Here is a 24,948-nt window from a genome sequence, read left to right on the forward strand (position 1 = left end):
CCGCGCGAACGGATGATCCCCGGCAGGTGGGGCTGCTGAACAGCTGTTCTTCAGTGTCCTTTCAGGACTTCGCGCAGGCGCGCGGCGAAGGCGGCGGGCTCGGCGGCGAACCCGCCGTGGTCGCCCGGGAACGGTTCGGCGGTCAGCCCGAGGTCGGCGGCGAGCCCGAGGCCGGCTTCGTGGGCGGGCAGCCCGGCGGCCGTCTCGCCCACGCCGACGACCAGCCGCGCCGACACTGCCCGCAGTGCGTCGAGGTCGGGTTCGTAGGCGCCGATGGCGGCCAGGAGGTGGCCGAAGAAGTACGCGAAGTTGCCCTCCATCACCTTCATGTGGGCGAGTTCTTCGGGCGTCGGGTCGGCCGGCGGGGCGATGTCGAAGCCTGACATCTCCGTGAACGCGGCGATGGCGGCGCCGATCCCGTGCTCCCGATGGATCGCCGGGATGTCCGGGCCGTCGAGGGCGGCCGGGCCGAGGTAGCGGGTGACCGGCGGTTCGTGCAGCACGACGGTGCGGACCTGGCCGGTGTGGTGCACGACGTACTCGAGCATCGTGATGGCGCCGCCGCTGTTGGCGAGGACGTCGGCGTCGGCCGAGCCGATCTCGGCGAGCAGGCGCTGGACGTCGTCGGCGTGCTCACGCAGTGTCCCGGGTTCGCCGTCGAGGGGGCTGCGGGAGATGCCGCGGGGGTCGTAGGTGACGACGGTGTGGTCCTCGGCCAGGATCGGCGCGATGGGGTGGAACATCGTGGAGTCGGCGGCGCCGCCGGGGATGAGCAGCAGGACCGGGCCGCTGCCGGTGACGTCGTAGGTGATGCGGGCGCCGGGTACGGCGAGAGTGTGGGTGGTCATGGCGTCTCCTCCGGAGGTCGAGGTTCGCCATCCCGACGAGCGGGGCAGGCCGGATTGGACACCACCGCCGGGTGAGGTGCCGGACTCAGGCGCGGACCGCCTCCTCGATCCCCGCGAAGAGCGCGATCACCTCGGGATCCGCGAACGGAACGAGCTGGGTGAACAGGACACCGGCCGTCGCGCCGTCCGGGTCTGCCCAGAAGTAGCAGTTCGCACCCCCTGCCCACGCCACCGTCCCGATCGGACGGCCCTGCGGCGTGCGCTCCTCGTTGCGCATCCCGAGCAGTGACCACGACACCGGAGTGCCCGGCAGCAGGTCGATGTCGTGTGACGTCGCGGGGTTGGCCGACGTCAGCCGGCCGAACACCGCCGACTGGCTCCGCCGGGCCGCGGTCAGGGTCGCCGGGGACAGGAGCCGCACGCCGTCGGTGGTGTCGCCCAGTGTTCGCAGGAACTTCAGGTAGTCGCGTGGGGTTCCGTACAACCCGCCTCCGCCGGAGAAGAACTCCGGCTCGGCGGGCAGCTCGAACGGAACGGTCACCGGCCCCGCCTGCATCGTCGCCAGGCGGGAGCGGTCCACGATGCCGAACGCCGTGTCCGTCATCCCCGCCGGGTCGAAGACGGCTTCCCGCAGGTGGGTTGCCAGATCGCGTCCGGTCAGCCGGGAGATGGCCAGCCCCACCCACTCGAGGCCGGTGCCGTACCGCGTGTCCGTTCCCGGTTCGTACACCAGCGGTGAGTCCACGATCGAGGCCTGCTTGCACTCCAGGCTCGTCGGGATGCCGTTCTCCCGCTGGTACCGGGCCAGGTCCGCCGACAGGAACGCGTAGCCCGCGCCGGCCGTGTGCGACAGCAGCATCCGCAGCGTCACCGGGGTCCGGGCCGGCCGCAGGCGGGGGACGTCCCCGTCGTAACCCTCGAGGACCTGGGCCGCGGCGAGTTCGGGGAGGACGTCGGCCGTCGGTGTGTCCAGGCCGATCAGGCCGCGTTCCACCAGTTGCAGGGCGGCGACGGCGACGATCGGCTTGGTCATCGACGCGAGCCACGCGATGGTGTCTTCCGTCCACGGAGCCGTACCGTCACGGGTACCCGCGCCGCCCGAGTACACGATCTCGCCGTGGTGGGTGGCCATTGCGTGGAAGCCCGCGGCGACGCCGTTGTCGACGGCTTTCGCCAGCAGGGAATCGATCGTCGTCACCACGTTACGGGCAGTTCCTTCACTCCGTAGACGCCCGTGCCCGGCTCGCGGAACTCGATCCGGTCCATGGCCACCGCCGGGCGCAGCGTCGGGATGCGGCGCACCAGGGCCGGGAACGCGATCTGCAGTTCGAGCCGCGCCAGGGGCATGCCCAGGCACTGGTGGGGTCCGTGGCCGAAGGTGACGTGCCGGTGTGCGGGCCGGCGCAGGTCCAGCCGGTCCGGGTCCTCGACCACCGAGGCGTCCCGGTTGGCCAGGTCGCCGGCGAGGATCAGCCCGTCTCCGGCGCGGATGACCACGTCGCCGATTTCGATGTCCGCCAGTGCCACCCGGCGCCTGCCGCCCTGGGGGACGGCGGTGTACCGCAGGATTTCCTCGACCGCGCCGTCGATTTCTTCCGGCGTCTCCAGCTGCCGCAGGATTTCGAACTGGTCGCGGTGCTCGGTCAGGGCCAGGACGCCGAGGGAGATGGTGTTCGCCGTCGTGTCGAAGCCGCCGAGGAGCATCAGCATGCCGATGAGGGTGGCGTCGTGCTGGGTGAGGTTGCCGGTGGCGACCTGCTCGTTGGCCAGTTCCGACAGCATGTCCTCGCCGGGTCGGTGCGTTTGGCCGTCAGGAGCCGGTCGATGTAGTCGACGAGGCCCTGCCGGGCGGCCATGGCCTCCTCGTGGGTGGCACGGGGGTCGATGAGTGCCTTGGCGCTCGTCGAGAAGAATTCGTGGTCCTCGTACGGCACGCCGAGCAGGTGGCAGATCACGGTGCACGGCACCGGCAGCGCGAACGCCTCCAGCAGGTCGGCCGGTTTCGGGCCGGCCAGCAGCCGGTCGATCAGGTCGTGCACCAGCTCGTGGATCTGCGGCCGCATGGCCTCGACGCGCTTGGCGGAGAACGGCTTGGCGACGAAGCGGCGTTGGCGGGTGTGTTCCGGGGCGTCCATGGTGAGGAAGCTCAGGCGCTGCATGAACCTGCTGGGGGTCGAGTGCGGGTAGCCGGGGTGCTCGGGCGCCGCGCTCAGCCGCGGGTCCCGCAGCAGGGTCCGGACCTCGTCGTAGCCGCTGACCAGCCACGGGGTGCTGCCGTCCCAGATCTGCACGCGGGTGATCGGGGCCGTCGTCTGGACCGCGCGCAGTGCGGGTGCCGGGTCGAGCGGCCAGGTCCGGGGTGCGGGGAAGCGCGGGAGGCCGGTCATCGCGGCTCGCCGAACGAGGCGAACAGGTCGTTCGCCGTCTCGAAGGCGGGCCCGATCCGGGGGCCGGGGGTGAAGCGGGCGGGCATCGTCACGTGGCCGTTGATCTGCCCGACCGTCGGGTAGCGCACGGCCGCCCCTTCGACGAGCCGGTAGTCCGGTAGCCGCCGGAGCACTTCCCCGACGACGACCTGGAAGTCGGTCTGCGCGAGGTGGCGCCCGATGCAGCGGTGCGCGCCGATGCCGAAGGCGGCGTGCTTGCGGGTGTCGCGGTCGAAGTCGATGGTGAGCGGGTCCGGGAAGACCTTCTCGTCGAGGTTCGCCGCGGCCCACGAGATCAGCACGCGCTCGCCGGGGCGGACGGTGGCGCCGTCGATCCGGGCCTCCTCGGTGGCCGTGCGACCGACGCAGACCACGGGGGTGAAGTACCGGAGGAGCTCCTCGCACGCCCGGGGGATGTCCTCCGGGTGCTCGATGAGGCGCGTGCGGTCGTCGTGGTTGCGGTCGAGGTGCTCGAAGGTGGAGGACAGCAGGGCGGTGGTGGTGTCCATGCCGCCGGCGATCATCGCGTTGCAGACGGCGATGATGTCCGCGTCGCCGATCTTCTCGCCCCCGATCTCCATCCGGGTGAGGAAGCTGATCAGGTCGTTCCCGGGGTTCGCGCGGCGCACCGGGATGGTCTCGACGACTTCTTTGATGAGCATCGCGAAGCCTGCTTCGACCGTCTTGTACCCGGGTGTGTCCGACGGCGTGTACGCCAGCGAGTGCACGGCCTCGGCGTAGACGCGCCAGTTGTCCATCGACAGGCCGACGATGTCCAGGGTCAGCAGTGCGGGCACGGCGTTGGCCAGGTCCATGACCAGGTCGATCTCGCCCGACTCGACGCACTGGTCGAGGCACCAGGTGGTGTAGGCCTCGATGCGGGGGCGCAGCTTCTTCGCCGCGGTGGGCGTGAAGAAGGTGTTCAGCGCCCGGCGCCACTCCAGGAACTCCGGCGGGTCCATCTCCAGCGGCAGCGCGCGGAACGTCGAAGCCGGGATGATCGTCCCTTGTGGACGGCCCGGGGTGTTGGGCAGCTCGTGCGCGGAGGAGAACACCTGCGGGCGGCGGGCCACGGAGGCGACCTGTTCGTAGCCGGTGACGACGTAGAAGCCGCCGTAGTGCGAGCTGTGCGCCACCGGGCACTTCCGGCTCAGGGCCGTGTTGGCGGCCCAGGGATCGGCGGAGTACTCCGGCGAGTGGTGGTCGAAGTCGATTTCCGGGATCTCGGGGTGGCTCATGCGGGGTGCGCTCCTGTCAGCTTCGGGTGGCCGGGACCGGGTCGTGGGCGAGGGCGAAGCCCGGGTATCCGGTGGCCGCGATCACCGCGCACTTCTCGGCGTAGTCGGGGAACCCGGCCAGCGGCATGAAGACGCGTTTCTTGCCGGGGATGTTCGCGCCCAGGTACCAGGACCCGCACGAGGGGAGCAGGGTCCGCCCGGCGACGTCGGCGACGTGGTGGCCCCAGGCTTCCGCGGCTTCGGGCGTGGCCTCGATCGTCCGGATGCCGGTGCCGGCGAGGTGGCGGAGGCACCGGCCGATCCATGTGGCGTGCTGGTGGATGGCGACCAGCACGTTGGTGAGCACCGACGGGCTGCCGGGGCCGGTCATGGTGAACAGGTTCGGGAAGCCGGGCACCCCGAGCCCCAGGTAGGTGCGCGGGCCGGCCGACCACGCCGCCCGCAGCGACTGCCCGTCGCGGCCGCGGATGTCGATGCGCGACAGGGCGCCGGTGATGGCGTCGTACCCCGTGGCGAACACCAGCACGTCCAGCTCGTACGTGCCCTCCCCGGTCCGGACCGAGGTCGGGGTGACCTCCTCGAACGGATGGGCCGCGATGTCGGCCAGGCGCACGTTCGGCCGGTTGTAGGTCTCGTAGTAGCCGTCACCGAGGCAGATGCGCTTGCAGCCGATGACGTGCGTCGGGGTGAGCTTCGCGGCCACCTCGGGGTCGGTGACGGTCTCGCGGATCTTGCCGCGGACGTATTCGGCGACGACCTCGTTGGCCGCCGGGTCGACCAGCGGGTCGCCGAAGGCACGCAGCAGCAGCGGCCCGCCCCGGTTCCAGCAGTGCTCGAAGATCGCCTCCCGCTCCGCGGCGGAGAACAGGAACACGGAGTTCGGGTTCGCCGGGAACCGGGAGAGACCCGCCGTGGGCATCGCGTTGTTGCGCGCGCGGAACCCCGCGTAGTCGGCCTTGATCGCCGCCTGCAGTGCCGGGTCGAGCGGCTCGTCGCCCGCGGGCAGCGTGTACGCGGGGGTGCGCTGGAAGACGACGAGCTCGGCCGCCTCCTGCGCGATGATCGGGATGGCCTGCACGCCGGACGAGCCGGTGCCGACGACGCCGACGCGCTTGCCGGCGAAGCCGACCGGTTCCCGCGGCCAGCGCCCGGTGTGCAGGACGTCGCCCGCGAACGTCCCGATGCCGGGGATGTCCGGCACGTTCGGCTCGGACAGGCAGCCGGTGGCCATGATGACGAACCGGGCCACGACCTCGTCGCCGCCGTCGGTCCGCACGGTCCACGTGGCGGTGGGCTCGTCGTAGGTCATGGCCTCGACGCGGGTGCGGAACCGGATGTCGCGGGCCAGGTCGAAGCGGTCGACGACGTGGCCGATGTAGCGCATGATCTCGGCCCGGCCGGCGTACCGCCGGGTCCACTCCCAGTCCTGCTGCAGCTCGGGGGAGAACTGGTAGGAGTACTCCAGGCTCTCCACGTCGCAGCGGGCACCCGGGTAGCGGTTCCAGTACCAGGTGCCGCCCGCGCCGCCGCCGGCCTCGAGCACCCGTGCCGTGAGCCCGGCCTCGCGGACCTCGTGCAGCATCTGCAGGCCCGCGAGCCCGGCACCCACGATCACCACGTCGAACTTGTCTGTCATCCCAGCGCTCCGGTGAACGGGTTCAGGCTTCCGAGTACGACTTCGTCCGGTCCCGGCCCGGTTTCGCCCGTTCCGAGCGGACGGCCGCGACGCTCGCCGCGGCGAGCCAGCCGATGACGGCGAACACGCTCGCGTAGGTGATCGGCCCGCCCGCCTTCAGCGGGCCGCCCGGGGCGAGCAGCGGCACGCACCCGAGCAACTGGACGACCACGACGGCCGCGGCCGCCGGCTTGAGCCAGCCCGGCCAGCCCGCGGCCCGGCTCGTGCACAGCGCCGCCGCGCCGACGACGACCGCGGCCGGGACCGCGCTGAACATGAAGCCCAGCACGTACGCGTCGGAGAACGCGCGCAGCAGCGGCCGGGTCGCCGGGTCCCGCGCCCAGCCCGAGAAGATCTGGAACAGGCCCAGGTACACCACGGCGAAGCCCACCCAGGCGGTGCCCGCCGCGATCATCAGCACCGGCAGCGGGCTGGCCGGCACTTCCCGGCGGAACCGGGTGTAGAGGTAGGCGAGGAACCACAGCGCGGCCATCAGCGCGATGCCGGCGATGAACTGGTAGACGTACCCGCTGGTGACGTGGGTGGCGTAGAACTGCGCGACCTCGGTCTCCGGCGACCCGAAGGGCGGGATCGGCGCCAGGACCAGGATCGTGGAGGCCAGGACCAGCAGGCTGATGATCCCGCTGGCCGCGTGCGCGACCCGGGGCGGACGGTTGGCCACGGTGACTCCCTGTGCGCGGTCGGTCGGTTGCCATCTACTGCGCCGCCCCGAGGTCGAGCCGGGCGACGATGTGCGCGGCCAGCGCCGACGGGCTGGCGTCCTGGCGCATCTGCTTGGGCGTGACCCGGATGTCGAACTCCCGGTTGATCCGGGTGCTCAGCTCCAGTGCCATCAGGGAGTCGAGGCCGTGGTCGGTCAGCGACCGGTCCGGATCGAGGCCCGCGGCGTCGACCCGGAGGATTTCCGCCGCGTGCGCGGTGAGGTGCTGCTCCAGGAACCGCTGCCGGGCCGCCGGGTCGGCGGTCCGCAGCTCCGCCAGCACGGGGTACCCGGCGGTGTCGCCGCCCTGATCGGCGTCGCGGTCGGCGGGGATGGCGGCGAAGAACGGCGAGGTGCGGATCTTCTCCGCGAACATCGCCTGCCAGCCCGCGTCCAGGATCGCCAGGTAGCCCGCGCGGGCCCGGTCGCGGCGCAGCAGCGCGTCGCAGGCCTTCACGCCTTCGTCCGGGTCGATCATGGCGTTGCCGCGGTCGGCGAACATCGTGCCGCGCCCGTGCTCGGCCCACGCGCCCCAGTTGACGCTCAGCGCGGGCAGCCCGTGTCCGCGCCGCCAGGTGGTGAGGCCGTCCAGCAGGGCGTTGGCCGAGGCGTAGCAGGCTTGGCCGGCGAAGCCGACCAGTGCCGAGGCGGAGGAGAACCCGAACCACCAGTCCAGCTCGCTGTCCGCGCACGCTTCGTGCAGGCGCAGCGCACCCCGCACCTTCGGCGCCCACACCCGCTCGACCAGCGCGTCGTCCACGCCGGTGATCGCCGCGTCGTCGACCACCGCGGCGGCGTGGACGACTCCGCGCAGGGGCAGGCCGGTGGCGGTGGCGGCGCGCACCAGTTCCCCGGCGGTGCCCGCCGCGGCGATGTCCCCGCGCACCACCTCGATGTCGGCACCGCCCGCGCGCAGCTCGTCGATGGTCGCCTGCGCCTCGGTGGAGGGGGCCGAGCGGCCGTTGAGGATGACGCGGCCGGCGCCCTCCCCGGCGAACCACCGGGCGATGATCAGGCCGAGGCCGCCCAGGCCGCCGGTGACGACGTACGCGCCGTCCGCCCGGATCACCGGGACGTCGTCCGGCCGGACGACCGCTTCGCCCTCGCCGTGCTGGGGGACGGCGAGGACGAGCTTGCCGACGTGGCCGCCCGAGGCGAGCGTGCGGAACGCGGAGGCGGCCTCGGCCAGCGGGTACGTGGTGTGCGGAACCGGGGTGAGCGCGCCCGCGGCGAGCAGCTCGTGGACCTCGCGGAGGATCCCGCCGAGGTGCTCGTAGGGCAGCACGCCGAGGTCGACGCTGTGCAGGGAGATGTTGCGGCGGAACGGGAAGAGCCCGATGCGCGCGTCGGCGTAGATGTCCTTCTTGCCCAGTTCGACGAACCGGCCGCCGATGCGCAGCAGGTCCAGGCCGGCGCGCTGGGCGGCGCCGGTGAGCGAGTTGAGCACCACGTCCACCCCTTCGCCGCCGGTCAGCTCGCGGATCCGGTCGGCGAAGTCGGTGGAGCGGGAGTCGAAGACGTGCTCGATGCCCAGGTCGCGCAGGTACTGCCGCTTCGCGTCGGTGCCCGCGGTGGCGTAGATCTCCGCGCCGAGGTGGCGGGCCACGGCGATGGCCGCGAGGCCGACGCCACCGGTCGCCGAGTGGATCAGCACCCGTTCGCCGGCGCCGAGCCCGCTCAGCCGGTGCAGGCCGTACCAGGCGGTGGCGAACACGCTGGGCCGGGCCGCGGCCGCCGCGAACGTGACGTCGTCGGGGATCCGGTTGGCCTTGCAGGCGGGCACCACCGCGAACGCGTGGAACGCGCCGGGGTGCATGGCCGCCACCCGGTCGCCGGCCCGGAACGCGGTGACGTCCGCACCGACGGCGACGACCGTGCCCGCGCAGTCGAAGCCGAACGGCATCGGGCTGCCGTCGACGGTCTTGTAGAGGCCCATCGCGTTGAGCACGTCCGCGTAGTTCAGGCCGAAGGCCTCGACCCGGATCTCGAGCTCGTCCGGCGCGAGCGCGCGCGGCTCGGCCGCGACCAGCTCCAGGCTGCCGAGATCACCGGCGTGCCGGGCGGCCAGTGCGTACCGGTCCCGGCCGTGGCGGATCGGGCGCACCCGGCGGTCACCGTCGTGCAGCGGCGCGACCTTGAGCCGGGCCAGGAACAGCTCGCCGCCGCGCAGGGCCACCTCGTCGGCGTCGCCGTTCGCCCCGAGCAGCTCGGCCACCCGCCGGGGCGCGGTCGCGGCGTCGGTGTCGAGGTGGCAGATCGCCAGCTCCGGGTGCTCGTGACCGATCACCCGGCACAGGCCGCGCAGGGCGGTCTGCTCCAGGTTCAGCCCGTCGCCCGCGCCCACCTGCTGGGCGTCGCGGGTGAGGACCCACAGCCGGGGCCGGTGTCCGTCGGTGCGCTCCACCAGCGACCGGACCAGGCCGATCAGCCGTTTCACCCGCCGCTGCGCGCGTTCCACGGCGTCGTGGCCGGCGGTGCCGGTCGGTGCCGGGCACACCACGACGAGCCCCTGTGGCGCCTGCGTGGCCAGGTGCGCCTCCAGGTCGTCCGCCGTGACGTCCAGCGTCAGGTGGGTGGTCCCGGCGCCCAGCGCCGAGGTCAGCTCGGCGGCAAACGGCTCCGGGGCCGCGGCCGGCTCGGTCAGGACCAGCCACGGGCCGGCGGCGGCCGCGGGCTGCGGAAAGTCGGCACGGTCCCAGCCGACCGCGAGCAGGCGCTCGGCCAGCCGCCGGTCGGTGGTGGCCAGGCGGATGCCGGTGACCTCGGCGACCACGGCGCCGTCCTCGTCGAGCAACGCGACATCGCCGACGGCGAGCTGCTCGTCGAGCCGGCGCAGCCGGGCCAGGCAGTAGCGGGCGCGGTGGGGGTCGCGGTGCACGCGCAGCGCCCCGGCCCCCACCGGGAAGGCGTCGCGGATCAGCGCCGGGTGCGCCGCCAGCGTCTGCAGGCAGCCGTCCAGCAGGACCGGGTGCATCCCGTAGGAGCCGAGGTCGCCGCGCACCGCCGCGGGCAGGGCCAGCTCGGCCAGCACGGTCTGCCCGACGCCCGGCTCCTCGGACAGGTGCAGCGCGACCAGGGCGGCGAACGCGTCCCCGTGCCGGACACCGGCCCCGTGGAACTTGGCGTAGGCCGCCCGCGGGGACAGTGACCCGGGGTGGGCGGCGAGCAGCCCGGCGACGTCGAGCCGGTCCGGCTCGGCCGCCGTGCGCACCCGCAGGGTCCCGGTGGCCAGCAGCGTCGGGTCCTCGCCGTCGCGGCGGGTCAGCGACTCGAACCGCACGACGCCGTCGCCCGCGGGGCGCGTCCGCGAGGACACGACGGTGTGCTCGTCGAGGTGCAGCATCTCGTGGATGGTCAGGTCGGCCACTTCGACCGTGTCGAGGCCGGCGCCGAACACGGTCTTCGCCGCGGCGAGGCCCATTTCGCAGTAGGCCGCGCCCGGCAGCACCGGCTGGTCGTGGACCTGGTGGTCGGCCAGGTAGCGCAGGTCGCGGCCGCTGATCGTGGCCTGCCAGGTGTGCTCGTCGCCGGCGTCGACCGGGTGGACGTGCACGCCGAGCAGCGGGTGCGCGTCGACCCGCGCGCCGGGCTTCCGCACCCGCAGTGCCAGCACGCCCAGGTCGGTGCCCGCCCACGCCGGCAGCGGCACGTCGACCAGGTCGCCCGCCGGGTAGGCGCGCGCCCAGTCGACCGGGACACCGCTGCAGTGCAGGTCGGCGAGCCGGGGCAGCAGGCCGGTGGACTGGTCGCCGTCGCGGCGCAGGGTGGGCACGGCCGTCGCGTCGCGGCCGATCGACTTCGCCGTTTCGGTGATCGCGTGGATCAGCAGCGGGTGCGGGGACAGCTCGACGAAGATCCGGTGCCCGTCCAGCACGGCGGCGGTGACCGCGTCGGCGAAGCGGACCGGACGGCGCAGGTTGTGCACCCAGTACCCGGCGTCGAACGCGGCGGGCTTCTTCGGGTCGTCCAGCACGGTGCCGTAGACCGGCACGGTCGCCGCGGCCGGGGCGAGGTCCTCCAGCCGCTCGGCCAGCTCGTCGAGGATCGGGTCGACGTGCGGGGAGTGTGAGGCGTAGTCCACCGCGATCCGGCGGGCGTGCAGGTCGCGGGCCTCCCAGCCGGCCACCAGTTCGTCGACCCGGGCGGGGTTGCCCGCCACGACCGTGGATCCGGCGGAGGCGATCACCGCGACGGTGACGTCCTCGATGCCCGCGGCGGCCAGCTCGGCCGCGACTTCCTGGTGCGGCAGCTCGATGGTGGCCATGGCGCCGCCGCCCGCGATCCGGGTGATCAGCCGGGACCGGCGGCAGATCACCTTCACCCCGTCGTCGGGGGCCAGGGCGCCCGCGACCACCGACGCGGCGGTCTCGCCGAGCGAGTGCCCGATCACCGCGGCGGGCTCGACCCCGCGCGACCGCCAGGCGGCCGCGAGGGCGACCTGCACGGCGAAGATCGTCGGCTGGACCTTCTCGATGCCGGTGACGGTCTCGTCGGCCACCAGCTCGGCACGCACGGAGAACCCGGCCTCGCGGGCGATCAGCGGCTCCAGCTCGTCGATCATCGCGCCGAACGCGGGCTCGGTCTCCAGCAGCACCCGGCCCATGCCCGCCCACTGCGAGCCCTGGCCGGAGAACACCCACACCGGCGCCCCGCTGTGGCTGCCGACCGTGCCGGACACCAGGCCCGGCGCGGGCCGCGCCGCCGCGGCCGCGGTCAGCTGCCCGGCCAGCTCGCCGTGCGACGACGCCAGGGCGACGAGCCGCTCCGCCCGGTGCTCCCGGCCGCGGGCGAGGGTCCGGCCGATGTCGGCCAGCGGCACCGACCGGCCCGCGTCCGACAGCCACTGCGCCACGCGACCCGCGGTTTCCGCCAAGGCCTGCGGGGTGCTTCCGGACAGGAGGACGGGAAACGCTTTCTCCGCCGGGGCGGGGAGCACGACCGGAACCGCGGTGTCCGGGGCTTCTTCGAGGACGACGTGGACGTTGGTGCCGCTGAACCCGTAGGAGGAGACCGACGCCAGCCGCGGCGAGCCGTTCGCGTGCCACTCGCGCAGCTCGGTGGGGACGTACAACCGCGTCCCGTCCGGGGAGATGTCCGGGTTCCATTCGGTGAAGTGCAGATTGCCCGGAATCTTCCTGTGCCGCAACGACATCACGGCCTTGATGAGCCCGGCCACGCCGGACACCGACTCGGTGTGCCCGATGTTGGTCTTGACCGAGCCCAGCGCGCACGGCTTGTCGCCCGCGCCGTACACGGCGGACAGCGCGCGGAACTCCACCGGGTCGCCGGTGGGCGTGCCGGGCCCGTGCGCCTCGACCAGTTCGACCGCGGACGGGTCGACGGCGGCGGCGCGCAGGGCGCTGCGCTGCACGGCTTCCTGCGCGGTCGCGGAGGGGACGACGATGTTGTCGGAGCGGCCGTCGGCGTTGGCCGCCGAGCCGCGGATGACGGCGAGGACCCGGTTGCCGTCGCGCAGTGCGTCGTCGAGCCGCTGCAGCGCGACGACCGCGCACCCCTCGCTGCGGACGAACCCGTCGGCCGCGGCGTCGAACGCGGCGCACCGGCCGTGGGGCGAGAGCATCGACCACTGCGAGAACAGGACGCCGACCTCCGGGCCCAGCTGCAGCATCGCCGCGCCGGCGAGAGCCAGGTCGGACTCCCCGGCACGCAGGCTCTGGCAGCCGAGGTGCACCGACAACAGGCCCGAGGAGCAGGCGGTGTCCACGGCCACGGCGGGCCCGTGCAGCCCGAGCAGGTAGGACACCCGGCCCGCGCCGACGGAGTGCGCGTTGCCGGTCATCACGTACGGGTTGTCCACGAGCGAGTCGTCGAACGTCCGCAGCAGGTAGTCGTGGTGCGCGAGGCCGAAGAAGACACCGGTCTGCGACCCCTTGAGCGAACCGGGCGCGATGCCCGCGTGCTCCAGCGCCTCCCAGGCCACCTGGGTCAGCATCCGGTGCTGCGGGTCCATCGCCTCGGCTTCGTACTCGGTGATGCCGAAGGCGGCGGTGTCGAAGCCGCCGATGTCGTCGAGGAACCCGCCCCAGCGGGACACGGTGCGGCCGGGCACGCCGGGTTGCGGGTCGTAGACCTCGTCCGCGGCCCAGCGCTCCGGCGGGACCTCGCGGACGGCGTTGCCGCCGCGCTCGAGCAGGCTCCAGAGCCCGGCGGGGGAGTCGATCCCGCCGGCGAACCGGCACCCGATGCCCACGATCGCGATCGGCTCGACGGCGGCGCCCCGCCTCTGGTCGGTTTTGGTGGTGGTGTCAGGCATGGGCCGGCTCGCTCCCATCGGTGTCGATCGGGGTGACGATCATGGGCAGGCTGTTCGGGCGCGGCATCGCCGCGGCGACCCGGCGCACGGTGTGGCCGGGTGCCGGGACCAGCCGCCAGCGGCCGAGGATGGTCGCCAGCGCGATGACCGCCTTGGCCTGGGCGTAGGGCTCGCCGATGCAGCGGCGGTTGCCCTCGCCGAACGGGAGGAAGGCAGTGCGGTGCGGGAGGTCCTCGCGGTCGACGAGCCAGCGTCCGGGGTGGAACCGGTCCGGATCGGGGAACGCCGCGCCGTCCCGGTGCAGGTCGATCTGGCTGAACATGACGTCCGCGCCCGCGGCCAGCGGAATGCCGTCGACCACCACCGGTTCCTCCGCGCGGCGGAAGAGCATCAGCAGCGAGTACCGGCGCAGGACCTCGTTCACCACGGCGCGGGTGTAGGTCAGCTGCTCGATGTCGGCGTACTCCGCGGGGCGCCCGCCGAGCACGTCCCGCAGTTCGGCGCGCAGCTTCGCCTCGACCTCGGGGTGCCGGGACAGCTCGTGGAACGCCCAGGTGAGGGTGGCGGCCGTGGTCTCGGTGCCCGCCATCATGATCGACACCAGCTCGTCGCGGATGAGGTCGTCGCCCATCGCCTCGCCGGTGTCCGGGTCGCGGGCGGCGCGCAGGTGCGAAAGCAGGTCGGTCCCGTCGGCGCTCTTGTCGGTGCGCACCACGTGGTCGACGGCGGCGCGCAGCCGGTTCGCGGCGTCGAGGAAGCGCCGGTCGAACCCGGTGACCTTGCACAGCCAGGCGGGCAGCACGGTGCGGGCGACCATGCCGTAGGTGAAGATCGGCAGCGAGCGGATGATCTCCCGCACGACGTCACCGGGCAGGCTGCCGGAGAACATCGACCGCACGATGGTGGTCAGCGTCAGCTCGATCATGGCCTGCTGCACGACGACCTGCTGCCCCGGCTGCCAGGATTCGGCCAGCGCCTGTGACTCGGCGGTCATGATCTGCGCGTAGGAGGCGATCATCTGCCGGTGGAACAGCGGCTGGATCAGGCGTCGCTGGCGGCGGTGCAGCGCGCGGTCGGAGGCCAGCAAACCGTTGCCGCTCAACGGGTGCACGGCCTCCCACACCATTCCCTTGCCGAACGAGCGGGCCTCCTTCACCAGCACCTGGTGCGCGAGGCGCGCGGTGGTGAGGAAGTAGATCGGCCGCTTGCCGATGTAGAGCTGCACCACGTCGCCGCGGGCACGCAGGTCGGCGAAGAAGTCGAAGGGGTTGCGCATGAGCGGCCAGATGTGGCCGATCATGGGCAGCCGGCCGGGTGCCACCGGCACCGTCCGGGCTGGTGGTTCCGGTCCTGGTTCCGTCCCGCTGAACGGGCACGCTGGTGTCTGCTGCGCAGCCGAGTCGTCGCTCATTCGCTTCCCCACCGAATCCGGCGCCACCCCAGGCGCGATTGTGAAGCGTCACGGAAAGGCGATGGTTCACCCGGAAAAGGGCGCGCTCAATGCACTCGAACCCATCTCGTGATCGGTGAGAACCGGGACGCCCCATCGCTGCCAAATTCATACTTGGCCGCGTCGAGCCGCGTCAACAAAACGCGCGACGTCGATGATCGACCGGACCGGATTCGACAGTCTCAACCGTGGGTGGAAACCCGGCTACTGGGGGAGTTCGTGAGAGATTGTCCGGATTTTGTTCCCTCGATTGGCGGTTTCTCGGGGAATTTTAGTGATTCGGGTCATATGGGACCGGTGGTGATCCACCGGTGTTGCTCCATTCGGAGCACGCCGCTCCGGTGCCTCGGTCCAGTCGCGCAGTCGGTGCGTGCCATCAATTGTCGTCCGGCAATGGTCTCGTTCGGCAATTCCGGTACCCGGCAAGTCCGATTGCCGCGGAAACGCGGATCTCGCGAAAGCCGTGATCCGGAAAACGCCGTGCCCGACCTCGGTCACGGCGGCCGGGGTGACGGGGGACACCCCCGCTAGTTAGTGGTTAGTAACTACTTCCTGCTAGCCTTGCCGCCATGAAGACCGGTGCCGCCGAGCGCATGTCCGCCCAGCAGCGACGCGAGCAGTTGCTGGAGCTGGCGGCCGAGGAGTTCGCCGCGGCCGGGCTGCACGGCGCCTCGATGGAGGAGCTCGCCCGCCGGGCGGGGATCTCGCAGGCCTACGTGTTCCGCTTGTTCGGCACCAAGAAAGCCCTGTTCCTGCAAGTGGTGCAGCGTGCGTTCACCCGGCTCGTCGACGGGATGGACCGCGCCGCCGTCGACACCTCCGGGGTCGACTCGGTCGCGGTCATGGGCCGGTTCTACGACCGCGCACTGGCCGACCGCACCGGGCTGCTGGTGCAGCTGCAGGCCTTCGCCGCCTGCGGTGACCGCGAGGTCCGCGAGGTCGTGCGCGAGCAGATGGCCGGGATGTGGGCGGCGGCCGCCGGGCACACCGGCCTGCCGCCGGTGGCGGTGAAGAGCTTCGTCGCCTACGGGATGTTGCTCAACGTCGCCGCCGCGCTGGACATCGACGACGTCGACGCGGAGTGGGCCCGCGGCCTCCGCACGCGGATCCACGCGGGACTGTTCGACCACCTGACCGAGGAGAACAACCAGTGAGTGCTGCTTCCCCGGCGCCGGAGACCGGCCACGCGGCGGCTGCCGGCCGCGGCGACACCACACTGGTGGCGGCGCTGGTGTTCATCGCCCTGGTGGTCGCGGCGATCGGGAGCCTGGGTGCGCCGCTGATCACGGCCGTGGCCAAGGACTACGACGTGTCGCTGTCCACCGCGCAGTGGACGTTGACCATCACGCTGCTGACCGGCGCCGTGGCCACGCCGCTGCTCGGCAGGCTGGGCAGCGCCCACCGGCGGCGGAAGGTCGTGCTGGCCACCCTGGCCGTCGTGGCGGTGGGCAGCGTGGCCACCGTGGTGCCGGCGCCCTTCGCGGTGCTGCTGGCCGGCCGCGCCGCGCAGGGGGTCGGGCTGGGCCTGACCGCGCTGATGATGGCCACCGCCCGGCAGCACCTCGGCGAGCGCGCGGTGAGCACGATCGCGATGCTGTCGGTGGCGTCCACCATCGGCATCGGCGTCGGCTACCCGATCGCCAGCCTGCTCACCCAGCTCGGCGGGGTGCGCGTGGCCTACCTGCTCGGCGTGGTGGTCGCGGTGGCCGCGCTGGTCACCGCCGTGCTCGCCATCCCGCGCGACACCGCCGCGCCGTCCGCGGCCGAACCGGTCGACTGGTTCGGCGCGGCCCTGCTCTCCGCCGGGCTGGTGGCGGTGCTCCTGGTGACCAGCCAGTCAAGCTGGTGGTCGAGCAACCCGCTGCTGGTCGTGCTGATCCTCCTCGTCGGCGTCGTGGTCCTGGCCGGGTGGGTCGTCGTCGAACGGAAGGTGACGCGGCCGCTGGTGGACCTGATCGCGCTGCGGCACCCCGCGGTCGCGGGCGCCAACGTGGTCATGTTCGTCTCCGGCACCGCCATGTACCTGCTCTTCACCCTGATCACCCGGTTCGTGCAGACCCCTTCGCAGGTCGGTTACGGCTACGGGCTCACCGAGGTCGAAGCGGGCCTGGTGCTGGTCCCGTTCTCGGCGCTGGGTTTCGTCGCGGGCCGCGTGGTGCCGAAGGTGCGGGAGAAGGTCGGCCCGTTCGGCCTGCTGACCGCCAACGGTGTCGTGATCGTCCTCGCGTGCGTCCTGTTCGCCGGCGTTCGCGGGCTGGGGGTGGCGTGGCCGGTCGTGGTCATGGGCGTGCTGGGCTTCGGCGTCGGCGGCTTCTCCGCCGTGATGCCGCAGGCGATCCTGGCGGTCACGCCCGCCGAGGAGACCGCCGCGGCGATGAGCGTCAACCAGGTCGTGCGCTCGGTCGGCTTCTCCCTCGGCAGCGCGGTCAGCGGCCTGATCCTGGCCGCGCACACCCCGGCGGGCAGCTTCGCCCCGGCCGACTCCGGCTACACCACCGCCGCCTGGACCGCCGGCGCCCTGGCAGTGGTCACCATCGTGCTGGCGATCGGGATCAACACCGCCCGCGGCAAGGTGTCCCGGTCGTGACGGCGTAAGCGTCCCGGGCTCGGCCGTCGTCGGTAGGGTGCGGTGGGAGCGAGGGGGTGGCGGTGACGGGAACGAGCAAGCCCCGGCTGCGCTCCACCGTCCTCGCGGCGGCGTGGGCGCGGATCTCCGGCGTCGAGGTGCTCTCCTCCGGCGACGGCGGCCCGCTGACCCGCACCGTCAAGAAGATCATCGACCCGCTCGTGGTGCGCACCTCGACGCGGCCACGGCTGGGCCGCCCGCTGCTGGAGCCCGCCGACGCCGCGGAGCTGACCCGGCTCCTGCTGGCCGACGCGGCCCGGCTCCGGGCAACAGCCGCGTGGTTCCCGCACCTCAAGCGGCAGCGCCGGGCCCTGCGGATCACCGCGGGCGACGTCCAGGACGTCTGCTTCCCCCTGGCGTACGAGCTGGCCACGAGCTTCGGCATGCCGGGGCCGGACGCGCCGGAGGCGGCCGCGTCGGCGTTGCGCGAGCTGCACGGCGAAGCCGCGGAAGCCGGGGTCGCCCGGCTGGCCGCCTACCTGAACGATCCGCGGGTCACCGCGGACCTGACCGCGGAGCTCGACCGTCGCTGGCACGCCGGGGCGGACACCGGTCCCGAGCCGGCTGCCGCCGTGGCGTTGCTCGGCGCGTTCGCCGAGGACCTCGCCGACGCCACGTGGCGGGCGCTGGCGGAGTCCGGCGCCGGGCACGCCTTCGGGCTCGCCTTGCGCCGTCCCGGCGGAACCGGCGCACTCGCCGAGGCCGTCCCCGGCCTCGGCGACCTCGGCCTGCAGCGCGGGGACCGCACCGCCGTCCCGCCGCTGCGCCGTCACGACGAAACCGGCCCCGAACTCCTCGAACGCAGTGTCGAACGGCGGGTGCGCGCCACCCTGCGCCGGCTGCCCGCCGACGAACGGGGGTCCGTCGCCGGGCTCGTCGGCGACGAGCTCGCCCGCGTCGCCGCCGGGTTCGGGCTCGGCCTGCCCGTGCTGGCCACGTGCTTCGCGCTCGGCGTCGTCCTCGCACCCGCCCTCCGGCCGCTCGAGGGCAGTGCGCCCGGCAACGCCCCCGGGTTCGCGCGGCAGCTCAACGCCAGGGTCGCGCGCGAAGGCTACGTGCTGCACGCCCGCCGGGCGCTGGCCGGCACCACGCCGCTCACCCCGCGGCCCGACGCCGAACTCGTGCGCGAGCTGCGGGAGTTCGCCCGGCAGTTCCTCGGCAGGCTGTGGATCCGGCTGCACGGCTTCGACGTCCGCGGCGACCTGCCGTCCGACGCCGCCGATGTCCGGGACCTCGTCACCGGCGTGGTCCGCTCGACCTCCCTGGACCTGCGGACGAAGGTCCGCCGAGCGCTCGTGGCCCGGCTGCCGGACCTGGAGGCCGTGTCGTGACGCACCCGGTGCACACCCCCGTCGTCGCGGCGGACGGCGGGCTCGTCCACTTCGGACTGGCCGAGCTGCTCGCCGGCACTCCGGCGTCGATGCGGATCGAACTCACCGACGCGACGGCCGCGGAACCGTGGCTGACGCGGCTCGTCGGCGCCGACCACGCGCCGGCGGCGCTCGAAGCCGGGCACGTGGACGTGCCCGCCCGGCCGGAACCGGCCACCCTCGCGCTGCTGCTGTGGGCCCGCCGGTGGTGGCCGGCGAGCCCGGTGCTCGGGGTGCCGCCGCTGGACCCGGCGCTCCTGGACCTCGAGGCCGCGGTCGCCACGGCGGCGGTCGACGACCTGGCCGAGGGCATGCTCGACGGCTTCGAAGCCACGCCGGGCGAACTGTTCGACGCCGCCGCGGACGGGATCGCCGCGACGGCGGTCCCCGAGGAGGTGCGCGACCTGTGCCTGCGGTTGTCGGCGTGGTTCGACGACCGGGACGACGTCGTGCGCGCCGAAGCCGCGGCCGCGCTGGCGGCGGCTTCGGCCCCGGGCCGTCGGGCCTACGCCCTGGCCGCGGGGGCCGGCCCGCAGGCGACGGGCGAGGGGGTCGTGACCGGGGGCCGGGCGAGCGTCGACTGGGCGCGGGTGCCCCCGGGCGTCCTCGACGCCGCGGAGGACACGGTGACCTGGCGGATCGTCGCCGCCCCGGCGGCCACCCGGCTCGAGGTCGAGGTCGACGGCGCGTTCGCGGACGCGGCCCTGACCGCGTTCGCGACCGACGACGGGGCGGTGTTCGCGGAGGTTCCCCTGCGGCTCGGCCCCGGCCGGTTCACCGGCGCCGTCGACCTGGCCGCCGTCCCCACCGGCCACCTCGGGCTGGTGGTGGGCGTGACGGCCGAGAGCCTCGCCGAAACGACGCCGGCGGACCGGGCCGAAGTCGTGTCGCTCGTGCGGGCGCGCGAGGCCCTGGCACCGGTGGCGCGGACGCTGGCCGAGCGCGCGGCGGGCGCGGCGGAGTTCTGACGTGCTCGCCGGGATGCCGCCGCCGCTGAACCCGCCCGACCGGCCACTGCCCGCCGAACTGGCCGGGGCGACCTCGCACGGCTACAACTGCCGGTGCGTCGCCGTCCACTTCGGACTGGACCCGCAGCCCTACGGTGTGCTGCCCGCGTGCTCGCTCACCGAAGCCGAGTACGCGGAGCTGTTCGAGCAGGCCCTGGAGATCCAGCGGGCGGCCAAGCAGCTCGCCGCGGCCAGGGACGTCACCGGTGCGCACCGGGAGTACGGCAGGCTGCGGCAGCTCGCCCACCGGCTCGACCGGACCGATCTCGAACTCGCCGCCGTCAGCGACCTGGCCACGGTCTGCTATTCCGCCGGCGACCTGCACAACGCGCGCCAGTGCGCGGAGGCGGTCCTGAGCGCGTTCCGGACCAGCGTCACCGGTGTTGTCCACTTCGGACAGTACGCGGAAATCCGGATGCTGGAGGGTTCTCGCGAGGTCGCCGACCGCGTGCTGATCTCGCTGGCCACCGAGGAGGGCGACGTCGCCAAGGCCGCCGAACTGATCGCGGGACAGCGGCACCGGGCGGCGCTGCGCAAGGCGGCCGAGCCGGGGCAGTACCCGCGCGGGCTGCTCGACCCGCACGGCGCCGACGAGCTGACGCTGCGCATTCTCGAGGCACGCGTGCAGGCCGCCGCCGGGGACCCGGCCGGCGCGCTGGCCGCACTCGAGGAGATCCTCGTGGCACTGGCCGCCATCGCGGACATCGACGAGGTCCGCGACCAGGTGGCGTCGCTGCGGGCGATGGCACGCGCCGAACGCGCCCGCCTCCGCCGGGCCGGTGGCGAGGACGCCGACGCGCGGGCGGACCTGGTCCGGCTCTCCGCGCAGCACGAGGGCAGGCCGGCGGCCGCGAAGTTCGCCGTCGACCTCGCCGCGGACCGCGCGCTGGGCGGCGACTTCCCCGGTGCGGTGGCCGCGCTCGTCGCCGCCCGCGACGAGCTCACCGCGGCCGGCGCGACCGGTGACGTGGCGGAGGCGAGCCACGCGCTGGGGGCCCTGCTGCTGATCGCCGGTGACGCGCGGCAGGCGCGTGAGCAGTTCGCGCACGCGGGCGAGATCTGGAAGTCGAACGGGGACACGCCGGCCCTGCGACGGCTGGACGTCGCACTCGCCCGCTGCGCCGCCGCGGAGGAGGACTGGGCGGCCGCGGAGGAACACGTGCACCGCGCGCGGGAATCGGCGCGGGCGTCAGGGGACTGGCTGCAGCGCCTGCACACCGACTTCGCGGCGGCCGGGATCGGCTTCGCCCGCGGGGACGACCTGCCGGCGGTGCTGGACCTGCTGCTCCCGGTGGCACTGGCGGCGGCGGACTACCGGTTCGAGTTCGCGTCCCCGCGGGCACGCACGGCGTGGGCGCGCGACGTCGCCGGCCCGGCGACCGAGCTGCTGATGGTGCTGCTGGCCCGGCTGCGGGAACCGAGGCTGGCCGCCGAACTGATCGAGCGCACCTGCGCGGTCGGGGCGTACACCGGAGCCGAGGCGCCGGCCCTCGACCTCACCGGCACGCTGCCCGCCCCGGAACCGGCCCCGCCCGCCGCCGGACTGCCCCTGGCGGCATTGGGCACGGTCACGGCGGCTCTCCCGCTGCGCCTGGCCCCGCCGCCCGCGCTGCGGTGGTCGCCGGCCGCGCCGATGCGGCTCGAGCGCTGGCTCGACGTCGCCGCCGCGCGGTACGGCCTGACCCGGCCGGCCACCGATCCCGTCGCGACCTGGCCGGCCACCGGAACCGAGACGTTCCTCCTGCGCTACGCCGACGCCGGCCACACCTACCTCAGCTGGCGGACGACCGGCGACCTCGACACCGTCCACACGCACCCGGTCGACGCCGCGCTGGTCGCGACGGCCCGGGAGCTGCTGGCAGCGGCGTCGCCGACCCCGCGGGAAGGCGAGAGCGTCGCCGACGCCGTGCGGCGCTCGCTCGGTGACGACGCCTTCGGCAGCTTCGACGGCGAACAGCGGCTGGCGCGCATCCTCGCCCTCAACCTCCTGCCGGCCGACCTCGTCGCGCGGCTGCGGGCGGCGGCCGACGGCGGACGACGGCCGGTGCTGCGCGTGCAGCCGTCGCCGAGCCTCGCCGCGGTGCCGTGGGGACTGCTCGCCCTGCCCGACCGGCGGCCGGACCGCGCGCTCGAGCCGGGCGAGGAGGGCAGCTGTTTCGACGGCGACGACCGGGTTCTCGACGTCGCCGACGTGTCGCTGCTGGCGCCGGTCGGGATCCCGCGCCGGCCACCCGCGGCGGCCGGGCCACCGGTGTACGTGCTGGATCCGCGGATCCCGGGCCAGAGCGCCTTCGGCGAGCTGGGCTCGGTGCTGGGCAGGCAGGATCCGGAGTCACCGCTGATCCGGCACCTGGACGCGCGGCTCGCCGCCGGTCCCGTCCGGCCGGCCGCGGCGCGCGGGCTCGACCTGGTCCGCCGCACCGACACCGACCGGCGGCTGCTCGCCCGGCTGCCGGCCGAGCCGTGTTCCCGGCTGGTCTACGTCGGGCACGTCAGCCGCGTCCGCGACGACCACGGCGCACAGACCGCGCTGCACCTGTCCTGCGCGGCGGAGCTGCCCGGAACGGCCGAGCCGATCGGCGCGCACCGGCCCTTCACCGCGGCCGACCTGGCGTTGTCCGGACCGGGCTCGATGCCGGCGCGGCTGGCGCTGATCGGCTGCGCCAGCGCGAGCGACTTCGGCCTGCCCGAGCCGTTCGGCGTGCTGCTCGCCGCCGTCGCGGCCGGCGCGCGGCTGGTGGCCGCGACGGTGTGGGCGCTGCCGACGTCGGCGGCGGCGCCCGGCGCGGACCCGATGGCCGAACTGGTGATCGCCGTCGACACGGCTCTGGCCGGCGACGACCCGGTCGGTGACCTGTGCGGGTGGCAGCGCACCCGGCTCGCCCGGTGGCGCGAACGGCCCGAACCGGCCTGCTCGCCGGCGTTCTGGGCGGCCCTGACCTGCCTCGATGCCTCCGACGACGGGCAAACCCGGGTTCGGTAGCAGCGCGTCCCGCCGAAGCTGTGTGCCCACACGGCGAAAGGCAGGGACCGATGTTCAAGAAGATCCGCGACCGGGTCGACCAGGCGAGCCGCCGGGGTGCGGCCCGCGGCGCGCAGGAGTTCCGGCAGCACGCGGAGCAGTTCCGGCAGGAGGCCGCGGCCGAGGGGTACGACATCACCCCGCAGCTGCCGACGCCGCAGCTGGCCGCGCAGGCGTTCCGGATGCTGAACGCCGACCCGGAAATGGCGGCGTTCCTGGCGCTGCCTGCCGACGAGCAGCTGCGCCAGCAGCAGGAACTGCAGGCCTACGGCACCGAACTGCGCCGCCTCTACGACACCGGCGAGCCGGCCACCCTGGTCGTGCGGGGCCTGGAGCCGACGCACCGGACGGTCGCCGGGCAGGCCCGGTACACCGCGACGCTGGAGGTCACCCGCGCCGACGGCACGACCTACCGGACGGTGACGCCGCTGATCACGCCGCTGGCGACGATCCAGCAGTACGCGCCCGGCACGCGGCACGAGGCCCGCGTCGACCCGGCCGACCCGGCGAAGGTCGCCGTGTTCGGCCCGATCGGCTAGGGCGGCGGTGTTCGCCTTCGCCCTGCCGGAAGACCCGCGGCCGGACCGCGGGCCGGGACTCCGGCTGTGGCTGCTCGGGGTGCCCACGACGCTCGCGTGGGCGGCGACGGGCTGGTCCGGGGCACTCGGGCTGCTGGACGGCTTCCGGTTGATGTCGCTGAACCGCGTCGGCGCGTGGGGGGCCGACGCGGGCCCGGCGGTGTCGCTGGTGCTGTTCTTCACCGTCGCCGTCACGGTGGCGTCGTCGCTCGGCTTCGCGATGCTGTGGGCGGCCGGGATCTCCCTGCGGCGGATGGGCGTCGGCTTCCGGGCGAGCTCCCTGGCCACGGCACTGGGCGTGGCGCTGGGCAGCGGCCTGGCGATCCCGTCGTGGACGCCGCCGGAGTCGGTGGGGCAGCGGCTGCCGGTCCCGGGCGGCGCGGCCGAGCCGTGGTCCGATGTGGACTGGGTCGTGTACTACGAGCCCTACCTCGTGCCCGCGGTGGCCGCCCTCGTGGCCCTGGTGCTGATCGTGGTGCTGGTGTGCGCCTTCCTCGCCGAGGCGGAGGCCGACGACCGCGTGCAGGCGCTGCGTCACCGCGGCCGCCAGGTGACCGGCTTCGTCACGCACGTCGAGTTCACCGACGTCTGGGTCATGGGCCACCCGCGGTTCGTCGTCCACGTCCGGTTTCCGACGGAGGCGGGGGAGCGCACGGTCGTGACGACCATGGTCACGTCCCTGTTCCAGGCCCCGGCCCGCGGTTCGGCGGTGCAGGTCCGCTACGACCCCCGCGACCCCGGCACGGTCCTGGTGGAACCGGCGCCTGCCGGGTCGTCCTGCTAGAGCGGAGAGCGCTTTCATATGTCCAGTCCCGCCCGTCCGGCCGCCCTGCTGGCCGGCTTCCTCGGCGGCGGCGTCGCCGGGGCGACACTGAGTGCGTTCATCGCCGGCATCGTGCTCGAGAAGGCCCCGCTGATCCTCTTCGGCGTGGGCCTGCCGATCGGCTACGGCTTCCTGGTCTTCGTCGCGGGCATCCCCCGCCGCACCCGCGAGGCGGCGGTCGTTCCCCGCCTGGCGCTGGCGCGGATCGAGAGCCTGCGCGCGGGCGGCACGGAGACGGGCGACGTCCCGGTCGACTTCGAGCTCACGATCGCCCCTGGCGGCGAGCCGCCGTTCCGCAGCCGGATGACCTCCGACGTGAACCTGGTCGACCTCCCGCGTTATCGCCCCGGTGACGTCCTCGTGGTCGCCTACCCGCCGGACCGCCCGTGGCGAGCCACGATCGTCCCGAACCCGACGCCGGAGTGGCAGCACCGCGCGGCCGAAGCCGTCATCCGGCCCGCCCCCGAGTCCCCCGTGGTCCAGCAGCCCCCGGAGGGCTGGGGGTTCGCGCTGGCCGGCTGCACCGGCCTGCTCCTGGGCGCGGCCATCGTGCTCGGCCTGTTCCGCGTCGAGCTGTTCACCCCGCAACCACCGCCCGCCGAACAGCCGCCGGCGTCATCCTCGAGTTCCACCACGATCACCGTCGGCCCGCGGCAGGAGTTCCCGGACGCGGCGGAACTGCGCCGCACCATCGAGCTGCTGGCGGCAACCGCCCAGGTCCCGCTCGACCGGATCCCCGAGCTCGCAGAGCAGGCGACGAGCGTCCTCGACGTCGGGTGGCCACGGAGCTGGCAGATCACGGTCACCAGGGCGGACGTCACCACGGTCCGCCTCACCGTCACCGGCCCCGGCGGCAGCGCGTCCCTCGTGCTGCCGCCGGGGTGACCAGC

18 protein-coding genes are annotated in these 24,948 nt (G+C 73.9%); 9 read left to right on the forward strand and 9 right to left on the reverse strand.

The window, feature by feature from the left end; translation table 11 throughout:
- Positions 1-50: 50 nt before the first annotated feature.
- The 9 genes from BLW76_RS25675 to BLW76_RS25710 form a co-directional block, all read right to left on the reverse strand.
- Complete coding sequence (locus BLW76_RS25675) at positions 51-848, reverse strand: alpha/beta fold hydrolase (protein WP_091311736.1); 798 nt, start codon at positions 846-848, stop codon at positions 51-53.
- Positions 849-933: 85 nt separating this feature from the next.
- Entirely contained in the window at positions 934-2,049 is a 1,116-nt protein-coding gene (locus BLW76_RS25680; protein ID WP_091311738.1) for a serine hydrolase domain-containing protein, read from the reverse strand.
- Positions 2,043-2,630, reverse strand: a complete 588-nt coding sequence (locus BLW76_RS49845; protein ID WP_244170307.1) for a cytochrome P450 — start codon at positions 2,628-2,630, stop codon at positions 2,043-2,045. The genes BLW76_RS25680 and BLW76_RS49845 overlap by 7 nt, the downstream gene beginning before the upstream one ends.
- Positions 2,552-3,235: a cytochrome P450 family protein gene (locus BLW76_RS49850; RefSeq protein WP_244170308.1), complete on the reverse strand. Its 684-nt coding sequence runs from the start codon at positions 3,233-3,235 to the stop codon at positions 2,552-2,554. The genes BLW76_RS49845 and BLW76_RS49850 overlap by 79 nt, the downstream gene beginning before the upstream one ends.
- Complete coding sequence (locus BLW76_RS25690) at positions 3,232-4,512, reverse strand: cytochrome P450 (RefSeq protein WP_091311740.1); 1,281 nt, start codon at positions 4,510-4,512, stop codon at positions 3,232-3,234. Before BLW76_RS25690 ends, BLW76_RS49850 begins: the two co-directional genes overlap by 4 nt.
- 16 nt (positions 4,513-4,528) lie before the next feature.
- Positions 4,529-6,148 (reverse strand): flavin-containing monooxygenase, encoded by a 1,620-nt coding sequence (locus BLW76_RS25695; RefSeq protein ID WP_091311742.1) that lies wholly within the window; start codon positions 6,146-6,148, stop codon positions 4,529-4,531.
- A 22-nt stretch (positions 6,149-6,170) separates the two neighbouring features.
- Positions 6,171-6,869 (reverse strand): hypothetical protein, encoded by a 699-nt coding sequence (locus BLW76_RS25700; RefSeq protein WP_091311745.1) that lies wholly within the window; start codon positions 6,867-6,869, stop codon positions 6,171-6,173.
- 34 nt (positions 6,870-6,903) lie between these two features.
- Complete coding sequence (locus tag BLW76_RS25705; protein WP_091311746.1) at positions 6,904-13,182, reverse strand: type I polyketide synthase; 6,279 nt, start codon at positions 13,180-13,182, stop codon at positions 6,904-6,906.
- The gene (locus tag BLW76_RS25710; RefSeq protein ID WP_208613380.1) at positions 13,175-14,458 is read right to left on the reverse strand and encodes a cytochrome P450; all 1,284 of its coding nucleotides are present in this window, start codon (positions 14,456-14,458) and stop codon (positions 13,175-13,177) included. Before BLW76_RS25710 ends, BLW76_RS25705 begins: the two co-directional genes overlap by 8 nt.
- Between BLW76_RS25710 and BLW76_RS48720 the strand changes: the two genes are divergently transcribed.
- The 9 genes from BLW76_RS48720 to BLW76_RS25750 all read left to right on the forward strand — a co-directional run bounded on the left by BLW76_RS48720 (position 14,457) and on the right by BLW76_RS25750 (position 24,943).
- On the forward strand, positions 14,457-14,705 hold the full coding sequence (locus tag BLW76_RS48720) for a hypothetical protein (RefSeq protein ID WP_167384566.1): 249 nt from the start codon (positions 14,457-14,459) through the stop codon (positions 14,703-14,705). The two genes, BLW76_RS25710 and BLW76_RS48720, sit on opposite strands and share 2 nt — an antisense overlap.
- Before the next feature lie 496 nt (positions 14,706-15,201).
- The gene (locus tag BLW76_RS25715) at positions 15,202-15,786 is read left to right on the forward strand and encodes a TetR/AcrR family transcriptional regulator (protein WP_244170309.1); all 585 of its coding nucleotides are present in this window, start codon (positions 15,202-15,204) and stop codon (positions 15,784-15,786) included.
- Entirely contained in the window at positions 15,783-17,219 is a 1,437-nt protein-coding gene (locus tag BLW76_RS25720; protein ID WP_244170310.1) for an MFS transporter, read from the forward strand. The genes BLW76_RS25715 and BLW76_RS25720 overlap by 4 nt, the downstream gene beginning before the upstream one ends.
- Positions 17,220-17,281: 62 nt before the next feature.
- On the forward strand, positions 17,282-18,589 hold the full coding sequence (locus BLW76_RS25725) for a hypothetical protein (protein ID WP_091319867.1): 1,308 nt from the start codon (positions 17,282-17,284) through the stop codon (positions 18,587-18,589).
- Entirely contained in the window at positions 18,586-19,596 is a 1,011-nt protein-coding gene (locus BLW76_RS25730) for a hypothetical protein (RefSeq protein ID WP_091311749.1), read from the forward strand. The genes BLW76_RS25725 and BLW76_RS25730 overlap by 4 nt, the downstream gene beginning before the upstream one ends.
- A 1-nt stretch (position 19,597) precedes the next feature.
- The gene (locus BLW76_RS25735; protein WP_091311750.1) at positions 19,598-22,618 is read left to right on the forward strand and encodes a hypothetical protein; all 3,021 of its coding nucleotides are present in this window, start codon (positions 19,598-19,600) and stop codon (positions 22,616-22,618) included.
- Positions 22,619-22,668: 50 nt separating this feature from the next.
- Entirely contained in the window at positions 22,669-23,196 is a 528-nt protein-coding gene (locus BLW76_RS25740) for a DUF3592 domain-containing protein (protein WP_091311753.1), read from the forward strand.
- A gap of 7 nt (positions 23,197-23,203) precedes the next feature.
- Complete coding sequence (locus BLW76_RS25745; RefSeq protein ID WP_091311754.1) at positions 23,204-24,019, forward strand: DUF3592 domain-containing protein; 816 nt, start codon at positions 23,204-23,206, stop codon at positions 24,017-24,019.
- An 18-nt stretch (positions 24,020-24,037) separates the two neighbouring features.
- A complete protein-coding gene (locus BLW76_RS25750; protein ID WP_091311757.1) occupies positions 24,038-24,943 on the forward strand; it encodes a DUF3592 domain-containing protein in 906 nt (301 codons plus the stop codon).
- Positions 24,944-24,948 lie beyond the last annotated feature (5 nt).

The organism is Amycolatopsis tolypomycina, from assembly GCF_900105945.1.
GTDB lineage: Bacteria > Actinomycetota > Actinomycetes > Mycobacteriales > Pseudonocardiaceae > Amycolatopsis > Amycolatopsis tolypomycina.